We start from the raw sequence: 18,137 nt of genomic DNA on the forward strand, positions 1-18,137 counted from the left end.
AATAAAACCAATTTTATTAATTATTGTAATGTAAAAAATAATGATAGTACAAATATTAATAAAAAGAATTTAGGTGATAAATGGATATTTGGTGCCAACAATAAAGGGAAAGGAATTTTATTTTCTGAGTTTTTTATAGCAGCATCTAGTGTAGCTACATTATTGAATGAAGCATTTGTTATAAAAGAATATCAAAAAATAAAAGATTTTTATGTAGTTAATAATATATCTATAGAAAAAGAACTCATAAAACCAGCTGCTAGCCCTAGGTCATTAGGAAAAGGGAAGGAAGAGATGATAATTTTTCCGTATGCTTATCAAGAGGGCGTTATAAAACGGTTTGATAATGAACTTATTGCAAAAGAGTATCCTGGCGTAATAAAACACCTTCTAAATTATAAAAAGAAGTTAGAAAAAAGGAACTTAGATAATACTGCCAATTGGTTTGAATATGGTAGAACACAAGCTTTAAATCATATAAATAGAGAGAAGCTACTGATGTCATCTATTATAACGAAAAAAGTAGCTATTTATGAACTTGGTAAGGAAACTGTTCCCTACTCTGGAATTTATATTGTACCTAAATCTAATATAGATTTAAGTAAAGCAAAAGAAATTTTAGAAAGTGAGGAATTTTTGAAATATGTTAAAAATGTAGGAATACAAATTAGTGGAAGCTCTATACGAATAACAGTAAATGATATTAAAAATTTTGATATTAGCAAATGGAGGTTAAAATGAGTTTACAAGATGAAATAAGTGAACGATCAAGTAAAATTTTTCGTGATGCATATCAAATGTCAATAGGTGAACTAATTAATATATATAAAGATGGTGAAATGGATATACACCCAGAATTTCAAAGGGTATTTAGGTGGAGTGAGCACCAAAAGACTAAACTAATAGAATCTATTATGTTAAATATACCAATACCATCGATTTTTGTAAGTCAAAATGATGAGGGAGTATGGGATATAATTGATGGGGTTCAACGATTGTCTACAATTTTCCAATTTGTTGGAATATTTAAAGATGATGATGGTAATAAAGTTCCATCTTTGGTTTTGAAGAAAACAGATTATTTACCATCGTTTGAAGGGATGATGTGGAATAATCAAGAGAATGAAGAGAAGTCGTTTACTAAGGAACAACAACTTGCATTTAAGCGGGCAAGAATAGATATTATTATTGTAAAGAAAGTGATCCTAATACAAAATATGAATTGTTTCAGAGAATTAATACGGGAGGTTCTAAATTATCTGATCAAGAGGTAAGGAACTGTTTAATGATTATGACTAACAGAAAATTTTATATGTTTTTAGAAGATTTAGCTAGAAATGAAGATTTTAATCAGTGTGTAGCTATAACTGATAGAAAGGAAGATGAACAGTTTAAGTTAGAATTAATTTTAAGACTTTTAATATCAGTAAAAATGGATTTTGCTAATATCCCTGTATATGATGATTTAAAGGAATTATTGGATAAAGAAACGTTGAAATTTATTGAGCGGTTGAACGAACAACAGTATGATACTATTCGAGATAATTTTAATAAAACATTTAAACTGTTAAATAGTTTATTAGGAGAAGATTCGTTTAAAAAATATACTGATAATAAACATAAAGGTGCGTTTTTAGTAGGTGCTTTCCAAGGAATTGCAGTTGGTATATATCATAATATAGATGATTTGCTTAATTATGATAATGAGATTCTAAAAAATAAGATTAGAAGCTTTTATGAGCAAAAAAAATATGAAGAATGTATGGGGAAAGGTGTAAGAGCAGTACCGAGGTTTAAAGAATTAACAATTTTTGGAAAAGAGTTCTTTCGATATGAACGTTAAAAGCTTATTAGAGTTAAAAGAAAGAATTGATGAAGATTTAGCATGGAGAAAAAAAGAATTAACAGCAATAAAACTTGATGTTGAATCATCTATGACGAAAAGTGATAGTGAGCAATCACGTGCTATTCGCGCCGGTATAACTTTTTTATATGCACATTGGGAAGGTTCAATTAAAACATTGGCAGAATATTATCTTATATATGTATCTAATTTGCATTTAAAGCATAATGAACTAAAATCCAATTTTTTAGCAATAGAAATAAAATCTTTATTAGCGAAATTAATGAAAACAAAAAAAGCAACGCTTTATGGACAGATGATTGATGAAATATTTGCAAAGAAAAATGAGTCATCAGATATTCCGTATAAGAACGTTATAACAACAAATAGTAATCTAAAAATGGAAACATTTCAACAAATTATGACTACAATAGGTATAGAAGGTGGCTCTTATGATTTAAAAAAAATATTGATAGATGAACGGTTACTTAAAAACAGAAATAAAGTAGCTCATGGTGAACGAATTGACCAACTATACGGTATTACTACGCCTTCAGATTATATAGGATTTCATACTGAAATAGTTTCTTTAATAAGTAAGTTTGCTGATGATATTATGAATGCAGCTGAAAAGGAACTTTACAAAAAATAAAACCTTAGCTTTCTATTTGATATTTAATAGGCAACTGGATCATCAATGTTGAATAATAATAGCATTAGTTTGATAAAGTATAGTATATGGATAAACTAGCAATAATATAATAGATAATGAGGTCTAAGCATGCTCGAAAATCTAAAAAAATTAAAAGCAGACATGGAAAAACTTGGCTGGACAATCACTAGTTTCACTTTTTGTTATAAGCATGTAGAATATGTTGTTTTAGTAAAGAGATTTCTTACAAAAGAAGAAAAGAAACACTTATATGCACTGGTTGAACTTCAATTTATGCGAGCAGATGATTTGTCTGATAATTTGATATGTGAGGCTAATAGTAAACAGTTATTTATAGATGTCAAAACTATGAGGAAATATTTTGGAATAGAATATTCTGTCAATCTTGGAACTATCTTGAGTGCTTTTATAAACTATTTTGGACAATGTGTCCCTATCAATGTACGAGAAGTAATATCTAAGTTAGAAATAGATGCTATGATAAAAGCATTAAGCTTAAATGATGCAGAGGATCCAGAAAAAATATACTGTAAAAATGTTAAAAGAAATGCAGTTGGAAAGAAAAGAAGTAATTATAATTCAGATAAAATAAGGCTTCTTCGAGCGTCGCTGTATGAGAAATTTAAAGATGATGAATCGATAAGTTTTTGCTTTTCTAGAAATCCAGAAGATCATAAAAGTGATGAGGAAATATTGAAAAGATTCGCAAAAAGTAATGGTATATAAGATGGTAAAAAATGTTTGTGGAAAAATAGAAAAAGAAGATCAACCTTTGTTACAATAAATATATCGTTGTATAACAACAAAAAAGCGCTCCAATAAGGAACGCTTTTCTTTTTATCCCAAAGGATAATATGAAGTCAGTTTTGGGATTCATAGCCCAATTTGTATTTTAATTGTACATTTACTGTTGAGGAATGTCAATCTTATCTGAGTCAGTAACAAGGTGATTTATTGATTTATGCTGAATATTAACTGAATCACTGGATTGTGTAATATAAATACTACAAGATAATAAATTATATAATTTTACCGGAGCGATACTCTGTATTGCTCCGGTTTTTTGTCGTCTACTTACAGGTACAAAAAACTTGCACCAACCCCTCTATTCTTGTAAAATAGAGTTATAACAACTTATATAGTACAAGAATTATTAGGAGGAATTGATTATGGCAGTGAAGATTGGTATTAATGGCTTTGGTCGTATTGGTAAATGCGTCATGCGCGCGGCTCTTAACAACCCAGATGTGGAAGTAGTAGCCATTAATGATACTGGTGATATTGAAGGTTCCGCTTTACTGTTTAAACATGACTCAATTCATGGCAACTTAAGCTGTGACGTGTCTGTAGAAGGCGAATATTTAGTAGTAGACGGCAAAAAAACACGTGTATTCTGTGACCGTGATCCAGCAAAATTAGACTGGTCCTCCGAAGGGGTAGAAGTGGTTATCGAATGTACGGGAGTGTTCCGTTCTCGTGAAAAGGCAGCAGCTCATTTAGGGGGCACTGTTAAAAAAGTAATCATTTCCGCACCAGGTAAAGATGAAGATAAAACCATCGTAATGGGTGTCAATGAAAGTGAATATGATCCAGCTACACATCATGTAGTATCTAATGCAAGTTGTACTACAAACTGTTTAGCTCCATTTGCAAAAGTATTGCATCAAGAATTTGGTATCAAACGTGGTATGATGACAACAGTGCACTCTTACACAAATGACCAACGTGTATTGGATGCACCACACAAAGACTTACGTCGTGCTCGTGCAGCAGCGATGTCCATTATTCCTACTACAACAGGTGCAGCAAAAGCAGTGGCATTAGTATTACCTGAATTAAAAGGTAAATTAAATGGCTTTGCTCTTCGTGTACCTACTCCAAATGTGTCTGTAACAGACTTAGTAGTAGAACTTGAAAAAGAAGCAACTAAAGAAAGCATCAATGCGGCATTCCGCAAAGCAGCTGAAGGTGAGTTAAAAGGTATTCTTGGCGTATCTGATTTGCCATTAGTATCCAAAGACTTCAATGGTGATGCTCGTAGCTCTATCGTAGATGCAGACTTGACAATGGTGATGGAAGGCAATATGGCAAAAGTAGTAGCTTGGTATGACAATGAGTGGGGCTATTCCTCTCGTATTGTTGACCTAGCTGTGTACATGAGCAAACGAGGCTTATAATCTCTGCCGGGGACTACGAGGGTAGTCCCTTTTTGGCATGTTTATTGTATATACATAGGAGATAGTATGAAACTTTCACTAGCAAATATGAATGTAGCAAATAAAACTGTATTTGTACGAGTTGATTTTAATGTACCTTTGAAAGACGGTGTTATCACTGATGACACTCGTATCCGTGCCACATTACCTACCTTGCGTCATTTGATTGACCAAGGTGCGAAGGTAGTGATTGCCTCTCATTTAGGTCGCCCTAAAGGAGAGCGTAAACCAGAGTTTACCTTAGCTCCTTGTGCCAAACGATTGAGTGAATTATTAGAACAACCAGTTCGTTTTGTAGAAGATTGCATTGGTAAGATCCCAGCGCAAGCCGTGTCTGAAATGAAGTCCGGTGATGTGGTGGTATTAGAAAATCTTCGTTTCTACAAAGAAGAAGAAAAAAATGATCCTACTTTTGCCAAAGCCTTAGCGGATTTAGCGGAAGTAGGCGTGAATGATGCCTTCGGTGTATCTCACCGGGCTCATGCCTCTGTGGAAGGGATTACGAAATACTTACCAATGGGAGCTGGTTTCTTGTTAGAAAAAGAAATTCGCTATGTAGGCGGTGCTGTAGAGCATCCTGAACACCCATTTGCAGCCATCATCGGTGGCGCTAAAGTAAGCGACAAAATTGAAGTCATTTCTAACTTATTACCAAAAGTAGACGTGTTGATCATCGGCGGGGGTATGGCAAATACTTTCATAGCAGCCCAAGGTCATAATGTGGGTACTTCCTTAGTGGAAGCTGACAAATTTGAACTAGCTCGTGAATTAATCGCTCGTGCGAAAGAAACCAACACTAACTTATTATTACCAGTAGATTTCGTTGTAGCCGATGCTTTCAGTGAAACTGCAAATCATAAAGTAGTAGATGCAACGGCTATTGAAGCGGGCTGGATGGCCTTAGACATTGGTCCGAAGAGTTGTGAGCTATTTGCAGAGGCTTTGGCACCGATGAAAATGATCGTTTGGAATGGTCCTATGGGCGTATTTGAAATGGAAGTGTTCGCAGCTGGTACCAATGCGGTAGCGAAAGCGGTGGCAGAGGCGAATGCAACCACAATTGTAGGCGGTGGCGATTCTGTAGCAGCTATTGAAAAAAGTGGATTAAGTCACAAAATTTCTCATATTTCCACTGGTGGCGGTGCGTCCTTAGAGTATTTAGAAGGCAAAGTGTTACCAGGTATTGCAGCCTTACAAGAGGCATAGGAGGTTATCATGCGACAACCGATCATTGCAGGGAACTGGAAAATGCATATGACGAATACGGAAGCTACTGTATTCGTAGAACAATTGAAAACATTAGTGGCGGATGCTAGCTGTGAAGTGGTGGTATGTCCTCCGTTTACAGCTATCAGCACTGTAGCTGATTTAGCGGAAGACACCAAGGTTCGTGTAGGGGCGCAAAACGTGTTCCATGAAGAATCTGGTGCCTATACAGGGGAAGTATCTCCTTCGATGTTGACGGACTTAGGCGTGTCCTACGTAATTGTGGGGCACTCTGAACGACGTTCTATCTTTAAAGAAGCAGATCGTTGTGTGAATAAGCGTGTGCGCATTGTTTTACAACATGGCATGAGCCCTATCCTGTGCGTAGGTGAAAGTTTAAATCAACGTGAAAGTGGGGAAACGGTGGCGTTCATTCATTCCCAATTAGAAATGGGATTGCATGGAGTGCCTGCAGAAGAAATGACAGAAGTGGTGATTGCTTACGAACCGATTTGGGCCATTGGCACAGGTCGTACAGCCACAGCAGAACAAGCTGGGGAAGTATGCCAAAGCATTCGTGAGAAAATCGCCGCTATGTACACACCTGACATTGCAGAACAAGTACGCATTCTATATGGTGGCAGTGTAAAGCCGGAGAATGCAAAAGATATTTTAGCCCAAGCCCACGTGGATGGTGCTTTGGTGGGTGGTGCTTCCTTGGAAGCAGAGACTTTTACGGGAATTATTAATGCCTGTTAACATAGGTTTGAGGTAGCGTATGGCAAAATTAAAAGGACCAGTGATGCTAACAATCCTTGATGGATTCGGTATTGGGGATGGTCAAGACCCAACCAATGCGGTGGTACAAGCGAACCCCCGAACATTTTTAGAATTATGGGATAAGTGCCCTCACACTCTATTGGATGCATCTGGTATGGCCGTAGGCTTGCCAGATGGACAGATGGGAAACTCTGAAGTGGGGCATTTGAATATTGGTGCCGGACGTATTGTGTACCAAGAATTGACGCGCATTACGAAAGAGGCAGAGGAAGGGACCTTATTTACTCGTCCTACCTTGGTGAAAGCCTATGAAGAAGGGGCTAAACAAGCCTTGCATCTAGTGGGTTTGTTGTCGGATGGCGGTGTCCACTCGCATATTGATCACTTGAAGGCAATACTTCGTGGCGCTAAAGAGGCTGGTGTAGGAAAAGTCTATATCCACGCCTTCTTGGATGGTAGAGATGTGCCACCACAAAGTGCATTGGCCTATATTGATGATATCGCGGCATACTGTAAGGAATTGGGCTTAGGCTCCATTGCGACAGTAGGCGGTCGTTATTATGGTATGGACCGTGATCAACGATGGGAACGAGTGCAACTGGCGTATAATGCCATGGTATGTGGTAGTGGCACAGAAGTAGGTTGTGCTCATGAAGCGGTAGAACACAGTTATTCTGATGAAACGACGGATGAATTTGTCATTCCATCGGTGGTGGAAGGGTATACAGGTATGCAGGATGGAGATGCGATCTTATTCTTTAACTTCCGTCCTGATCGGGCTCGTCAATTAGTGCGTGCTGTGGTAGATCCTGATTTCACTGGATTTGAACGAAAACATGTATTGCAAGGTTCCTATGTGGCGAGTATGACTCGGTACGAAGCGGACTTACCAGTGCCTGTGGTGTATGATAAAGAACTGCTAACAGATACCTTAGGAGAAGTGTTATCCAAGGGTGGTTATCGTCAACTGCGAATTGCAGAAACAGAGAAATATGCTCATGTGACGTATTTCTTCAATGGTGGTAAGGAAGATGTATTCCCTGGAGAAGATAGAATCTTAGTGCCATCTCCTAAGGTGGCTACTTATGATTTACAACCAGAGATGAGTGCTCCAGAGGTAACAGAAAAGGTAGTTGCCGCCATTCGCAGTGGCGAGTATGATATGATTATCTTGAACTATGCGAACCCAGATATGGTAGGCCATACGGGTGATTTTGAAGCAGCAAAACGAGCTATTTTAGCCGTAGATGCGGGGCTTTCAGAGATTGTGAAAGCCATTCAAGATAGGAATGGTCAATTATTAATTACAGCGGACCATGGAAATTCTGAGGTCATGGTGGACCATACCACAGAAATTCCGCACACGGCGCATACGACGAATCCGGTACCACTCATTTTAGTGGGAGCCCCAGAGGGTGTCACCTTGCGACCAGGTCGGCTATGTGATTTAGCACCAACTATGCTGGCTTTAGGCGGTATTAAGCAGCCTGAAGCGATGAGTGGTGAAAGTTTGTTAGTACAATAAGGAGAAGTAACAATGGCAGTAATTACTGATGTATACGCAAGAGAGATTATGGATTCCCGTGGCAATCCAACAGTAGAAGTAGAAGTATATTTAGAAGACGGTACGATTGGTCGTGCAGCGGTTCCATCTGGAGCGTCTACTGGTCAATTTGAAGCGGTGGAATTGCGCGATAGCGAGTCTCCTCGTTACTTAGGTAAAGGTGTATTACAAGCGGTAGCAAACGTAAATGACATCATTGGACCTGCTATTTTAGGGTTTGATGCATCTGAGCAAGTGGCTATTGATGGGGTGATGATTGAGCTAGATGGCACTCCTAACAAAGCAAAATTAGGTGCTAATGCGATCTTAGGTGTATCCATGGCAGTAGCTCGTGCAGCTGCTGAATCCTATGATTTACCATTGTTCCAATACCTTGGTGGCACGAATGCAAAAGAATTGCCAGTACCAATGATGAATATTTTAAATGGTGGAGCTCATGCAGATAACAATGTGGATATCCAAGAGTTCATGATTATGCCAATCGGTGCATCTAGCTTTATGGAAGCATTGCGTTATTGTGCAGAAGTATACCATACATTGAAAGGTGTATTGAAAGCAAAAGGCTTGGCCACAGGTGTAGGTGATGAAGGGGGCTTTGCTCCGAACTTAGGTTCCAATGAAGAAGCATTACAAGTGATTACAGAAGCTATCGAAAAAGCAGGTCTTGTAGTGGGTAAAGATATTGTATTTGCTATTGATGCAGCATCTTCTGAGTTCTACAAAGATGGCAAGTACCACTTAGCTGGTGAAGGCAAAGTAAAAACAGCTGCTGAGATGGTAGAATACTATGCAGAACTTTGTGAAAAATATCCAATCTACTCCATCGAAGATGGTTTAGCAGAAGAAGATTGGGAAGGCTGGAAATTATTGACAGAGCGCCTAGGTAAAACTGTTCAATTAGTAGGTGACGATTTATTCGTAACGAACACAGAACGCTTGTCCCGTGGTATCAAAGAAGATACTGCGAATGCGATCTTGATCAAAGTGAACCAAATCGGTACGTTGACAGAAACATTCGATGCTATTGAAATGGCAAAACGTGCAGGCTATACAGCTGTAATTTCTCACCGTTCAGGTGAAACAGAAGATTCCACAATTGCTGATATCGCTGTAGCAGTAAACGCTGGACAAATCAAAACTGGTGCTCCAGCTCGTTCCGAACGCGTAGCAAAATACAACCAATTACTTCGTATTGAAGACATGTTGGCAGAAACGGCTCAATACCGTGGTAGCGATGTGTTTTATAACATCAAACGATAAGAATATGTGAAAATGAAAAAGGACCCTGCGGGGTCCTTTTTGTATAAAACCTATATGTACTTTCCGTATACTGCGGGAAGTTCCTGTAGAAACAAGCTATAATTATTCTTCTAATAAAGTAGCGAAAAATTCTTTAGCAGAACGTCCATTACCGTTATTTGATTCTTCGACTCCACGAGATAAAATATCTTCTAATTCTGAAGGGCTAAAGTCAGATGTACTAAGGGGCGGTGTATTTAACTTTAGATCAAAAGGTAGTCCTTTATGTAGGATAATTTGTCGATAAAATAAATCAATAGCGACAGCGCGACTTATCCCAAGGTCTTCTAAAATAGATTCAGCATGTTGTTTTATATTTTCATTAATTCGGACATTAACACTAGCAGATTTCATGAGGGTCTCCTTTCTGGTTACTATGTTAAGTAAATTATAAACTGTTGTATTGCATTATGCAACATAAAATAATATATGGAATATAAATTGACTAGGTAGTAGTTTGTGATATAATATAAATAAGAAAAGGAGAGCCATCAACGTGCGTTCGGCGTTAGGCTCATCTAGGAGTTAATAAAGCTTGATGACACCTAACGTGTTGAGGAGTGGTAGTCCTCATGCGTTAGGTGTTTTCATTGTCTACTTACATAGATCAATGATAGCACTCACCTTGTTTTATACAAGGTGTTTATTTTTTTGTATAAAATCCATGAAAGACGATATATATAATCTATGATATAATGGAAAAGATTAATGCTGAATGCATTCTATAGAATTTTAAGTAAAGGTGAAAGGATTAGGAAAGGAGGAGTAGGGTGTACAACAATTTTGAAGTGATTGGGGCATTTGCATTGTATTTAGGCCTCATGATGTACATCGGGGTATATTATTACCGCAAGTCTAATAGCTTAGACGACTATATTTTAGGAGGTCGCCAGCTAGGCCCCTGGATCACGTCCATGAGTGCGGAAGCATCAGATATGAGTGGATGGATGTTGATGGGTTTACCTGGATTTGCCTACTCAACAGGGATATCGGCCTTATGGATTGCCATTGGTTTAGCTTTGGGAACGTGGCTGAACTGGGTGTTCGTATCGAAACGATTGCGCAATTATACAGAGGTAGCGAATAATAGTTTGACTATACCGGATTATTTGAAAAACCGTTTTCATGATACATCAAGAATTGTGCCGGTGGTGTCTGCTATCTTCATCGTTATTTTCTTTTTAATTTACACGTCCTCCGGATTTGTGGCAGGTGGTAAATTATTTAATACTATCTTTGGACTAGATTACATGACATCTCTCTTTATTACAGCAGGGGTAGTTATTTTCTACACCTTCCTAGGTGGTTTCCTAGCTGTAAGTTGGACAGACTGTATCCAAGGTATGATGATGTTTTTCGCCATCTTATTGGTGCCGGTGACGGCAGCCATGTATTTAGGTGGTCCTGTAGAAACATCTCAATTAATTGCTACGGAGTTCCCAGCAGGCTTGTCCATTTGGGGACCGGAACAAGATACTTTCACCTTGGTGGTAGGTATCATTTCTAGCCTAGGATGGGGGCTTGGTTACTTTGGTCAACCTCACATCTTAGTGCGTTTCATGGCGATTTCCGATGCGAAAGAATTAAAAAAAGCTACAAATATTGCCATGATTTGGGTGGTTATTTCCTTGTTGGCGGCAGTGGCAGTAGGTCTAGTTGGTAAAGTATATTTAACAACACCTCTAGTAGATGCTGATGCAGAAACAGTGTTCCTTGTGATGAGCGAGCATTTATTTAACCCATTTGTGGCAGGTTTGATTTGGTCCGCTGTATTGGCAGCTATCATGAGTACAGCCTCTGCACAATTGTTAGTAACTGCATCTTCTGTGTCTCAAGATTTGTACCGCAATGTGTTTGCCCGTGATGCAGGAGACCGTGAACTAGTTATGGTTAGCCGTGCTACCGTATTGATCGTATCTGCTATTGCCATCGTGATGGCAGTCAATCCACAAAGTTATATCTTGACGATGGTGGCCTATGCATGGGCAGGATTTGGCGCTGCCTTTGGTCCAGCTATCTTGATCTCGTTGACTTGGAAACGTATGACTCTGAAAGGTTGTATCGCTGGTATCTTAGTAGGTGGTATTACCGTTCTTGTGTGGAAACAATTTGGTTGGTTCGGCTTGTATGAAATCGTACCAGGTTTTATCTTATCCGCCATTGCTATCTTTGTAGTAAGCTTGTTGGATCATGAGCCAAGTAAAGAAATCCAAGCGGAGTTCGATGCATCAGAACAAATGCATATTTTATAATTACATACACATAGTAAACGAAATGTTGGGACTACTCCTTTGGGATAGTGCCAACATTTTTTTGTAGAAGATGTGTAGATTATGGAAAGGATAGTGTAGTTCTAGTGCAAACGGTTTATACTGGCCTATAAAAATGGTATAATATATAGATACGATTCGATAAATGTACAGTTAGAAAGGAGGAAAGACATATGGATGCTAGAGCCCTACGAGCATTGCAACATTTTTATGGATATTCCAGTTTTCGCCCCGCTCAAGAGGTACCTGTTACAGCTTTATTAGAGAACCAAGATGTGCTAGGGATTATGCCTACTGGGGCAGGTAAATCGATTTGCTTTCAAATTCCTGCTATGCTAAAGGCGGGCATTACCATTGTATTTTCTCCGTTGATTTCCTTGATGCAAGATCAAGTGGATACCTTGAAAGAGCAAGGTATGCCAGCGGCGTATATGAATAGCACCCTCAGTCGAGAAGAGCAGAATAAAATTTTGTACTATTTACGGGAAGGGCGTATTAAACTATTATACTTGGCACCAGAAAAATTAGAGTCCGAAGGGTTTTGTGAGTTTTTAAGAGGACTGCCAATTAGCCAAGTGATTATTGATGAAGCCCATTGTGTGTCACAATGGGGGCATGATTTTAGGCCTTCTTTCACGGCTATAGGACCCTTTATTAAGAGCTTGCCCCATAGACCTGTGGTAGGGGCTTTCACAGCCAGTGCTACGGAAGAAGTAGAACGTGATATGAAACAACTCTTAGGATTGGAGAATGCCCGTGTGCATATTACGGGATTTGATCGTCCTAATTTAGCGTTTTCTGTGATCCACGAAAGTAAGCGTATGGAATATGTACGGGATTATGTGCTACACAACCCAAATGATGTGGGGATTATTTATTGCGCTACTAGGGCGAATGTGGAAAAAGTATATCGTGAGCTTTTACGGTACGGCGTGAAAGTAGGTTACTACCATGGTGGTTTATCTGATGAAGAGCGTAAGTACCAACAGAATCGTTACGCCTTTGATGAAGTACAAGTTATGGTAGCTACCAATGCATTTGGAATGGGCATCGATAAAAGTAATGTGCGCTATGTAATCCATTACCAAATGCCACGAAATATGGAAAGTTATTACCAAGAGGCAGGCCGTGCTGGACGAGATGGAGCACCGGCAGATTGTATTTTGCTCTACAATGGGCAAGATGTGGCAGTACATCAATATATTCTAAGTCAAAGTGACTTGCCACCAGAACGACAACGGATTGAGCGGAATATGCTACAAGCCATGATCGATTATTGTCATACACCTATGTGCCTACGTAAATTCATGTTGTCTTATTTTGGTGAACAAGTGCCTTGGGATCAATGTCATCATTGCAGTACTTGTGATGAACCACGAGTGGCGGTGGATGTAACAGCCGATGCGAGCGCCGTATTGCAGACGATTTGGAATACAGAAGAACGATATGGTGTGACTATGATTGCGGATATCCTATGTGGGAATCGGACGGAGCGTATTGAGAAGTTTCGCTTACACCGATTATCCGTATTTGGTAAATTAAATCGTTGGGCAGATAAAGATGTAAAAGGCTTTATTAAGCGCTTAATGGCGATGGGGTATGTGACGTCTTCGGGAGGACAATATCCTATTTTATCCGTTACGGAACAAGGTCATGAAGTATTAGCGGGACGGGTCACTGTGAAAGATGTGCCTATTGAGGTAGGGGAACATCGTCCTATGCAGGGCCGTTCTAAATCAAATGCTTCAGGGCTAGCAAAAGCCACTAAGAATAACTCCTTATTTGAGGCTCTGCGTGTGCATCGTTTGGAACTTTCAAAAACAGAAGGGGTAAAACCGTTCATGATTTTTTCAGACGCTACTTTATTGGACATGGTAGCAAAAGAACCATTGACCTTAGGAGATATGGCGAATGTGAAAGGCGTAGGAGATATGAAGCTGCGCAAATATGGCAATGAATTTTTGAAGGTCATAGCCGGGTTTAAGGGTAACATATAGCGATAGAGGGACAACTTGATATCTAAATGTAGATATACAAATACATTTAGACACAGATATTGATACAAATACAGATATACATACAGATATACATACAGATATACATACTATATGCTGATACAGTTTAGCATAGTTTCGTATACAAGGAGGCATAGATGAGTTTAGCAGATACGCAATATTTACAGATTATAGAGAATATATTAGATCATGGGTATTATGCCAACAATCGTACAGGCATTGCGACCTATAAATTACCGCATCAAGTGATGCAATTCAATTTAGCAGAAGAATTTCCTATTTTAACCACGAAATTTGTGGCTTTCAAAACGGCCATTAAAGAATTGCTTTGGATTTGGCAATTGCAATCTAATGATGTACGTCAGTTGCAGGCCATGAATGTAAAAGTTTGGGATGAATGGATGCGTGAAGATGGTACGATTGGTAAGGCCTATGGATACCAAATTGCCAAATATAAACAGTTGGATAATTTATTGGATATGCTACAAAAGGACCCTCAAAGCCGTCGTATGATTGTGACCTTGTGGAATATTGAGGACTTGCCAGATATGGCGTTGCAACCATGCGCCTATGAAACATTATGGGATGTTACCGATGGTCGTTTAAATTGTATGCTTATCCAACGTAGTGGGGATATGGGATTAGGCGTGCCTTTTAATACGGCTCAATATGCAGCATTGGTTCATATGATTGCCCAAGTATCTGGATTGCAGGCGGGACAATTCACGCATGTCATCAATAATGCTCATATTTATGAGAACCATGTAGAAGCTTTACGTACTCAATTAGAACGTAAACATGAAGCCTTAGAGGCTCCGGTGTTACGATTAAACCCTGAGATTAAAAATTTCTATGATTTTACGCCAGAAGATATAACTCTAGAAGGCTATGAGCATTTAGGGAAACTATCTATGACAGTAGCTGTATAAGGAGTTATCTATGTTAGCAATGATTGTAGCAGTAGCTGAGAATGGCGTTATAGGCAAGGATAATCAACTGATTTGGCGCATTCCAGAAGATTTAACGTATTTTAAACAGCGCACTACTGGGCATGTCATCATAATGGGGCGAAAGACATTGGAGTCTTTGCCGTTTTTGTTACCTAATCGTGAACATTGGGTCATTACATCACAATTGGATTACATACCACCCTATGAAGGAGTGAAAGTATTCCATAGTCCAGAGGAAGCGGCACAAGCGGCGCAAGACATAGAGTTAGCGTATTGCATTGGCGGCGCCCAGGTGTATGCAAGCATGGCACCTTATGCAGATCGTTTGTATGTGACGGAGTTACACCGAGCTTTCACAGGGGATGTGACATTTACTGAGCATACCAAGCCAGAATGGATGGAGATAGAGCGTATACCCGGCGCAGGGCAAGATGAGTTGTCTTATGATTTTGTAACCTATGAAAGGTGGAAATAGAATGGAAATACATGTAGTGATAGCCCAAGAGTTAGGGGTAAAGCCACATCAAGTAGAAGCAGCCATTACTTTATTAGATGAGGGTAATACAGTACCATTTATTGCACGGTATCGAAAAGAAGTGACTGGTGAGTTAAAAGATGAGCAATTGCGTGACATCGAAGAGCGGATGAAATATTTGCGCAACTTGTTACAAAGAAAAGAAGAAGTCACTAAGTCTATTGAAGAACAAGGCAAATTGACGGACGAACTATCCGCAGCGATTACGAAAGCGATGAAATTGCAAGAATTAGAAGACTTGTATTTGCCATTCCGTCCGAAAAAACGTACTCGTGCGTCCATGGCCAGAGACCGTGGTTTGGAACCGTTGGCACAGGCATTGTTCACAACGGCTACAGAAGAAGAGTTACGCCAAATGGGAGCAGAGTACCTTAATGAAGAAGTGCCTACTGTGGAAGATGCCTTACAAGGGGCGATGGATATTGTAGCAGAAGAAGCGAGTGAACGAGCAGATATTCGCCAATATTTGCGTAAAGCTATGTGGGAAACTGGTCATATGAAAACGGAGCTAGTAGGCGAAGAAGAAGTAAACCAAGGATTCTTACAGTACAATGAAGAATACAAAGAACCCATTCGCCAAGTCCCATCCCATCGTGTATTAGCGATGAACCGTGGGGAAAGCTTGGGCGCTTTAAAAGTTAGCTTTGTGGTACCGGATGAAACATTTATCCAATATATGGTAGACACTGTGCAAGGTACTGCAAGGGTAGAGCATTCGTATATTGCTGAGGCTATTGCTGATGGATATAAACGACTATTGTATCCATCGTTAGAGCGTGAAACACGAAATGCAATGACAGAGCAAGCAGAAGAGCAGGCCATCAAAGTATTTGGTACGAACTTGCGCAATTTGTTGCTCCAAGCACCTTTATCTGGACATGTTATTATGGGCTTAGACCCAGGATATCGTACAGGTTGTAAAATGGCCATCATTGACAGGGAAGGTAATGTCCTAGATTATGGGGCTTACTATCTTACGATGAGTGATAAACAAGCAGAGCGTGCCAAACAAGAATTGGCTAAGAAAATCCGTCAATATGGTGTTACTTTGATTTCTATCGGCAATGGTACTGCTTCTTATGAAACAGAGCAATTTACATCTGCTATGATTGCTGAAGAAGGCTTAGATTGTCATTATATTATTACTAATGAAGCAGGTGCCTCTGTATACTCCGCTTCTAAGTTAGCTATTGAAGAATTGCCAGATTTAGATGTATCTATCCGTGGTGCCGTATCTATTGCGCGCCGTGTACAAGACCCATTGGCGGAATCTGTGAAGATTGATCCAAAATCAATCGGTGTTGGTCAATACCAACATGATGTGAATCAAAAACAATTGGGCGCCACCTTAGATCAAGTAGTAGAAACGGTGGTAAACCATGTAGGGGTAGAGCTCAATACAGCGTCTCCAGCGATATTGAAGCATGTGTCTGGTATTTCTAGCACCGTGGCGAATAATATTATTGCTTACCGCAAGGAACATGGTGCTTTTACTAGTCGTAAGCAATTGTTGAAAGTAGCACGTTTAGGTCCTGCCGCCTTTACACAATGTGCCGGTTTCTTGCGCATCGGTAAAGGGGAGAACCCTTTAGATGCGACGCCAGTTCATCCAGAGTCTTATGAGATTGCCCAAGGAGTGCTAACACAGTTGGGGATGTCCTTAGACGATTTACGTAATAAAGCGACACTGGAAACGGCCAAAGCGAAACTGCAAACGGTGAATGTGGAAGAGTTGGCGAAACAGCTAGATGCAGGTGTACCGACGGTGCGAGATATTGTAGAAGCCTTGCAAAAACCAGGTCGTGACCCACGGGAAGATTTACCAGCACCGATGACTCGGAAACAAATTATGAGTTTGGAAGATATTCAAGTCGGTACCGTGGTAAAAGGAACAGTTCATAATGTGGTGGACTTTGGTGCCTTTGTAGACTTTGGTGTGAAAATCAATGGACTGCTGCATAAAAGCGAGTTTTGTGCCTATCATGAACATCCATCTGATGTATTAGCAGTAGGAGATATTATCGAAGTAGAGATTATTTCTGTCGATGCAAAACGGAACCGCATTGGTTTATCCATGAAACGAGAAAAACCAAAAGATCCAAACCGTCAAGGTCATAGACGCAATGGCGATGGAAATCCCCGTCGAGATACACCACGTAAGGATGGTCAACAACCAAAAGGCGAAAGACAACAGGGTCGAAACTCTAACAATGTTAAGGATATAAGAAGTGGCTCAGGTAATCCTATGCGAGATAGAAACAATCGTGGAAAAGGGCAAGAAAAAGAGCAGGACTTAGGCGCTTTATTACAACAATGGGCTGACCGTGGAGGACGTAAACGATGATCTATATCATAAGTATCTTGACCTTCCTATTGGATCAAGTAGCAAAATGGTATGTACGTAGCCACTTTCGGTTAGGTGAATCTGTGCCAGTTGTACCTGATGTTTTTCATTGGACCTATATTGTGAATCATGGAGCAGCCTTTGGTATGTTGATGCACCAACGATGGATATTGTTGTTGGTAGTGGTGCTTTTGTTAGGCGCTATGTACGTAGGTCGTAAGAAATTAGCTATGGCACCATTATATGCACGAATTGGGACAGGCACGCTCTTAGGTGGTGCCTTGGGCAATGCCTGGGATCGTTTGTACTTAGGTGGTGTAGTGGATTTCTTTGATTTCCGAGTATGGCCTATCTTTAATATTGCGGATATTGGTATTTGCATTGGTGTACCTTTGTTGATTCTATATTTTTGGTCCTATGAAAGCCAAAAACAGTGAGGTAA

The 18,137-nt window shown here is 39.6% G+C and carries 16 protein-coding genes and 1 pseudogene; 16 read left to right on the forward strand and 1 reads right to left on the reverse strand.

Going from position 1 to position 18,137, the window contains the following annotated elements; translation table 11 throughout:
- The 10 genes and pseudogenes from EO111_RS08310 to eno form a co-directional block, all read left to right on the forward strand.
- Window positions 1-741: pseudogene (locus EO111_RS08310) on the forward strand (SAM-dependent methyltransferase); the annotation flags it as partial.
- Window positions 738-1,274 carry a DUF262 domain-containing protein gene (locus EO111_RS08345; protein WP_206168936.1) on the forward strand — a complete coding sequence of 179 codons (537 nt, stop codon included), beginning with the start codon at window positions 738-740 and terminating at the stop codon, window positions 1,272-1,274. The pseudogene EO111_RS08310 and the gene EO111_RS08345, both read left to right, overlap by 4 nt.
- An 11-nt stretch (window positions 1,275-1,285) precedes the next feature.
- Window positions 1,286-1,843 carry a hypothetical protein gene (locus EO111_RS08350; RefSeq protein ID WP_206168937.1) on the forward strand — a complete coding sequence of 186 codons (558 nt, stop codon included), beginning with the start codon at window positions 1,286-1,288 and terminating at the stop codon, window positions 1,841-1,843.
- Complete coding sequence (locus tag EO111_RS03140) at window positions 1,833-2,495, forward strand: MAE_28990/MAE_18760 family HEPN-like nuclease (protein ID WP_127010714.1); 663 nt, start codon at window positions 1,833-1,835, stop codon at window positions 2,493-2,495. Before EO111_RS08350 ends, EO111_RS03140 begins: the two co-directional genes overlap by 11 nt.
- Window positions 2,496-2,624: 129 nt before the next feature.
- On the forward strand, window positions 2,625-3,242 hold the full coding sequence (locus tag EO111_RS03145) for a DUF6037 family protein (protein ID WP_127010715.1): 618 nt from the start codon (window positions 2,625-2,627) through the stop codon (window positions 3,240-3,242).
- 443 nt (window positions 3,243-3,685) lie between these two features.
- The gene (gap, locus tag EO111_RS03150) at window positions 3,686-4,693 is read left to right on the forward strand and encodes a type I glyceraldehyde-3-phosphate dehydrogenase (protein WP_062402066.1); all 1,008 of its coding nucleotides are present in this window, start codon (window positions 3,686-3,688) and stop codon (window positions 4,691-4,693) included.
- A 66-nt stretch (window positions 4,694-4,759) separates the two neighbouring features.
- Window positions 4,760-5,938: a phosphoglycerate kinase gene (pgk, locus tag EO111_RS03155; RefSeq protein ID WP_127010716.1), complete on the forward strand. Its 1,179-nt coding sequence runs from the start codon at window positions 4,760-4,762 to the stop codon at window positions 5,936-5,938.
- Window positions 5,939-5,944: 6 nt separating this feature from the next.
- Window positions 5,945-6,697: a triose-phosphate isomerase gene (tpiA, locus tag EO111_RS03160; RefSeq protein ID WP_231723409.1), complete on the forward strand. Its 753-nt coding sequence runs from the start codon at window positions 5,945-5,947 to the stop codon at window positions 6,695-6,697.
- 19 nt (window positions 6,698-6,716) lie between these two features.
- Entirely contained in the window at window positions 6,717-8,243 is a 1,527-nt protein-coding gene (gene gpmI, locus EO111_RS03165; protein WP_127010717.1) for a 2,3-bisphosphoglycerate-independent phosphoglycerate mutase, read from the forward strand.
- 12 nt (window positions 8,244-8,255) lie between these two features.
- Window positions 8,256-9,542 carry a phosphopyruvate hydratase gene (eno, locus tag EO111_RS03170; protein WP_127010718.1) on the forward strand — a complete coding sequence of 429 codons (1,287 nt, stop codon included), beginning with the start codon at window positions 8,256-8,258 and terminating at the stop codon, window positions 9,540-9,542.
- A gap of 102 nt (window positions 9,543-9,644) precedes the next feature.
- Here the strand turns inward: eno and EO111_RS03175 are convergent, their stop codons facing one another.
- Entirely contained in the window at window positions 9,645-9,935 is a 291-nt protein-coding gene (locus EO111_RS03175) for a type II toxin-antitoxin system RelB/DinJ family antitoxin (RefSeq protein WP_127010719.1), read from the reverse strand.
- Window positions 9,936-10,402: 467 nt separating this feature from the next.
- Between EO111_RS03175 and putP the strand changes: the two genes are divergently transcribed.
- The 6 genes from putP (at window position 10,403) to lspA (ending at window position 18,132) form a co-directional block, all read left to right on the forward strand.
- A complete protein-coding gene (gene putP, locus EO111_RS03180; protein ID WP_240629049.1) occupies window positions 10,403-11,833 on the forward strand; it encodes a sodium/proline symporter PutP in 1,431 nt (476 codons plus the stop codon).
- 191 nt (window positions 11,834-12,024) lie between these two features.
- A complete protein-coding gene (gene recQ, locus EO111_RS03185; protein WP_127010721.1) occupies window positions 12,025-13,848 on the forward strand; it encodes a DNA helicase RecQ in 1,824 nt (607 codons plus the stop codon).
- Window positions 13,849-14,003: 155 nt separating this feature from the next.
- Entirely contained in the window at window positions 14,004-14,795 is a 792-nt protein-coding gene (locus EO111_RS03190) for a thymidylate synthase (protein ID WP_126940681.1), read from the forward strand.
- 10 nt (window positions 14,796-14,805) lie between these two features.
- Window positions 14,806-15,291, forward strand: a complete 486-nt coding sequence (locus tag EO111_RS03195) for a dihydrofolate reductase (protein ID WP_127010722.1) — start codon at window positions 14,806-14,808, stop codon at window positions 15,289-15,291.
- A 1-nt stretch (window position 15,292) separates the two neighbouring features.
- The gene (locus EO111_RS03200; protein WP_127010723.1) at window positions 15,293-17,695 is read left to right on the forward strand and encodes a Tex family protein; all 2,403 of its coding nucleotides are present in this window, start codon (window positions 15,293-15,295) and stop codon (window positions 17,693-17,695) included.
- A complete protein-coding gene (gene lspA, locus EO111_RS03205) occupies window positions 17,692-18,132 on the forward strand; it encodes a signal peptidase II (RefSeq protein ID WP_009353699.1) in 441 nt (146 codons plus the stop codon). The genes EO111_RS03200 and lspA overlap by 4 nt, the downstream gene beginning before the upstream one ends.
- Window positions 18,133-18,137 lie beyond the last annotated feature (5 nt).

Origin of the sequence: Veillonella sp. CHU594 (genome assembly GCF_003992265.1) — a bacterium.
Classification (GTDB): domain Bacteria; phylum Bacillota; class Negativicutes; order Veillonellales; family Veillonellaceae; genus F0422.

Bases quoted from the DNA above. Each gene is read 5' to 3' on its own strand.
- EO111_RS08345 (WP_206168936.1), top strand. From the start codon at position 738: ATGAGTTTACAAGATGAAATAAGTGAACGATCAAGTAAAATTTTTCGT.
- EO111_RS08350 (WP_206168937.1), top strand. From the start codon at position 1,286: ATGATTATGACTAACAGAAAATTTTATATGTTTTTAGAAGATTTAGCT.
- EO111_RS03140 (WP_127010714.1), top strand. From the start codon at position 1,833: ATGAACGTTAAAAGCTTATTAGAGTTAAAAGAAAGAATTGATGAAGAT.
- EO111_RS03145 (WP_127010715.1), top strand. From the start codon at position 2,625: ATGCTCGAAAATCTAAAAAAATTAAAAGCAGACATGGAAAAACTTGGC.
- gap (WP_062402066.1), top strand. From the start codon at position 3,686: ATGGCAGTGAAGATTGGTATTAATGGCTTTGGTCGTATTGGTAAATGC.
- pgk (WP_127010716.1), top strand. From the start codon at position 4,760: ATGAAACTTTCACTAGCAAATATGAATGTAGCAAATAAAACTGTATTT.
- gpmI (WP_127010717.1), top strand. From the start codon at position 6,717: ATGGCAAAATTAAAAGGACCAGTGATGCTAACAATCCTTGATGGATTC.
- eno (WP_127010718.1), top strand. From the start codon at position 8,256: ATGGCAGTAATTACTGATGTATACGCAAGAGAGATTATGGATTCCCGT.
- EO111_RS03175 (WP_127010719.1), bottom strand. From the start codon at position 9,935: ATGAAATCTGCTAGTGTTAATGTCCGAATTAATGAAAATATAAAACAA.
- putP (WP_240629049.1), top strand. From the start codon at position 10,403: ATGATGTACATCGGGGTATATTATTACCGCAAGTCTAATAGCTTAGAC.
- recQ (WP_127010721.1), top strand. From the start codon at position 12,025: ATGGATGCTAGAGCCCTACGAGCATTGCAACATTTTTATGGATATTCC.
- EO111_RS03190 (WP_126940681.1), top strand. From the start codon at position 14,004: ATGAGTTTAGCAGATACGCAATATTTACAGATTATAGAGAATATATTA.
- EO111_RS03195 (WP_127010722.1), top strand. From the start codon at position 14,806: ATGTTAGCAATGATTGTAGCAGTAGCTGAGAATGGCGTTATAGGCAAG.
- EO111_RS03200 (WP_127010723.1), top strand. From the start codon at position 15,293: ATGGAAATACATGTAGTGATAGCCCAAGAGTTAGGGGTAAAGCCACAT.
- lspA (WP_009353699.1), top strand. From the start codon at position 17,692: ATGATCTATATCATAAGTATCTTGACCTTCCTATTGGATCAAGTAGCA.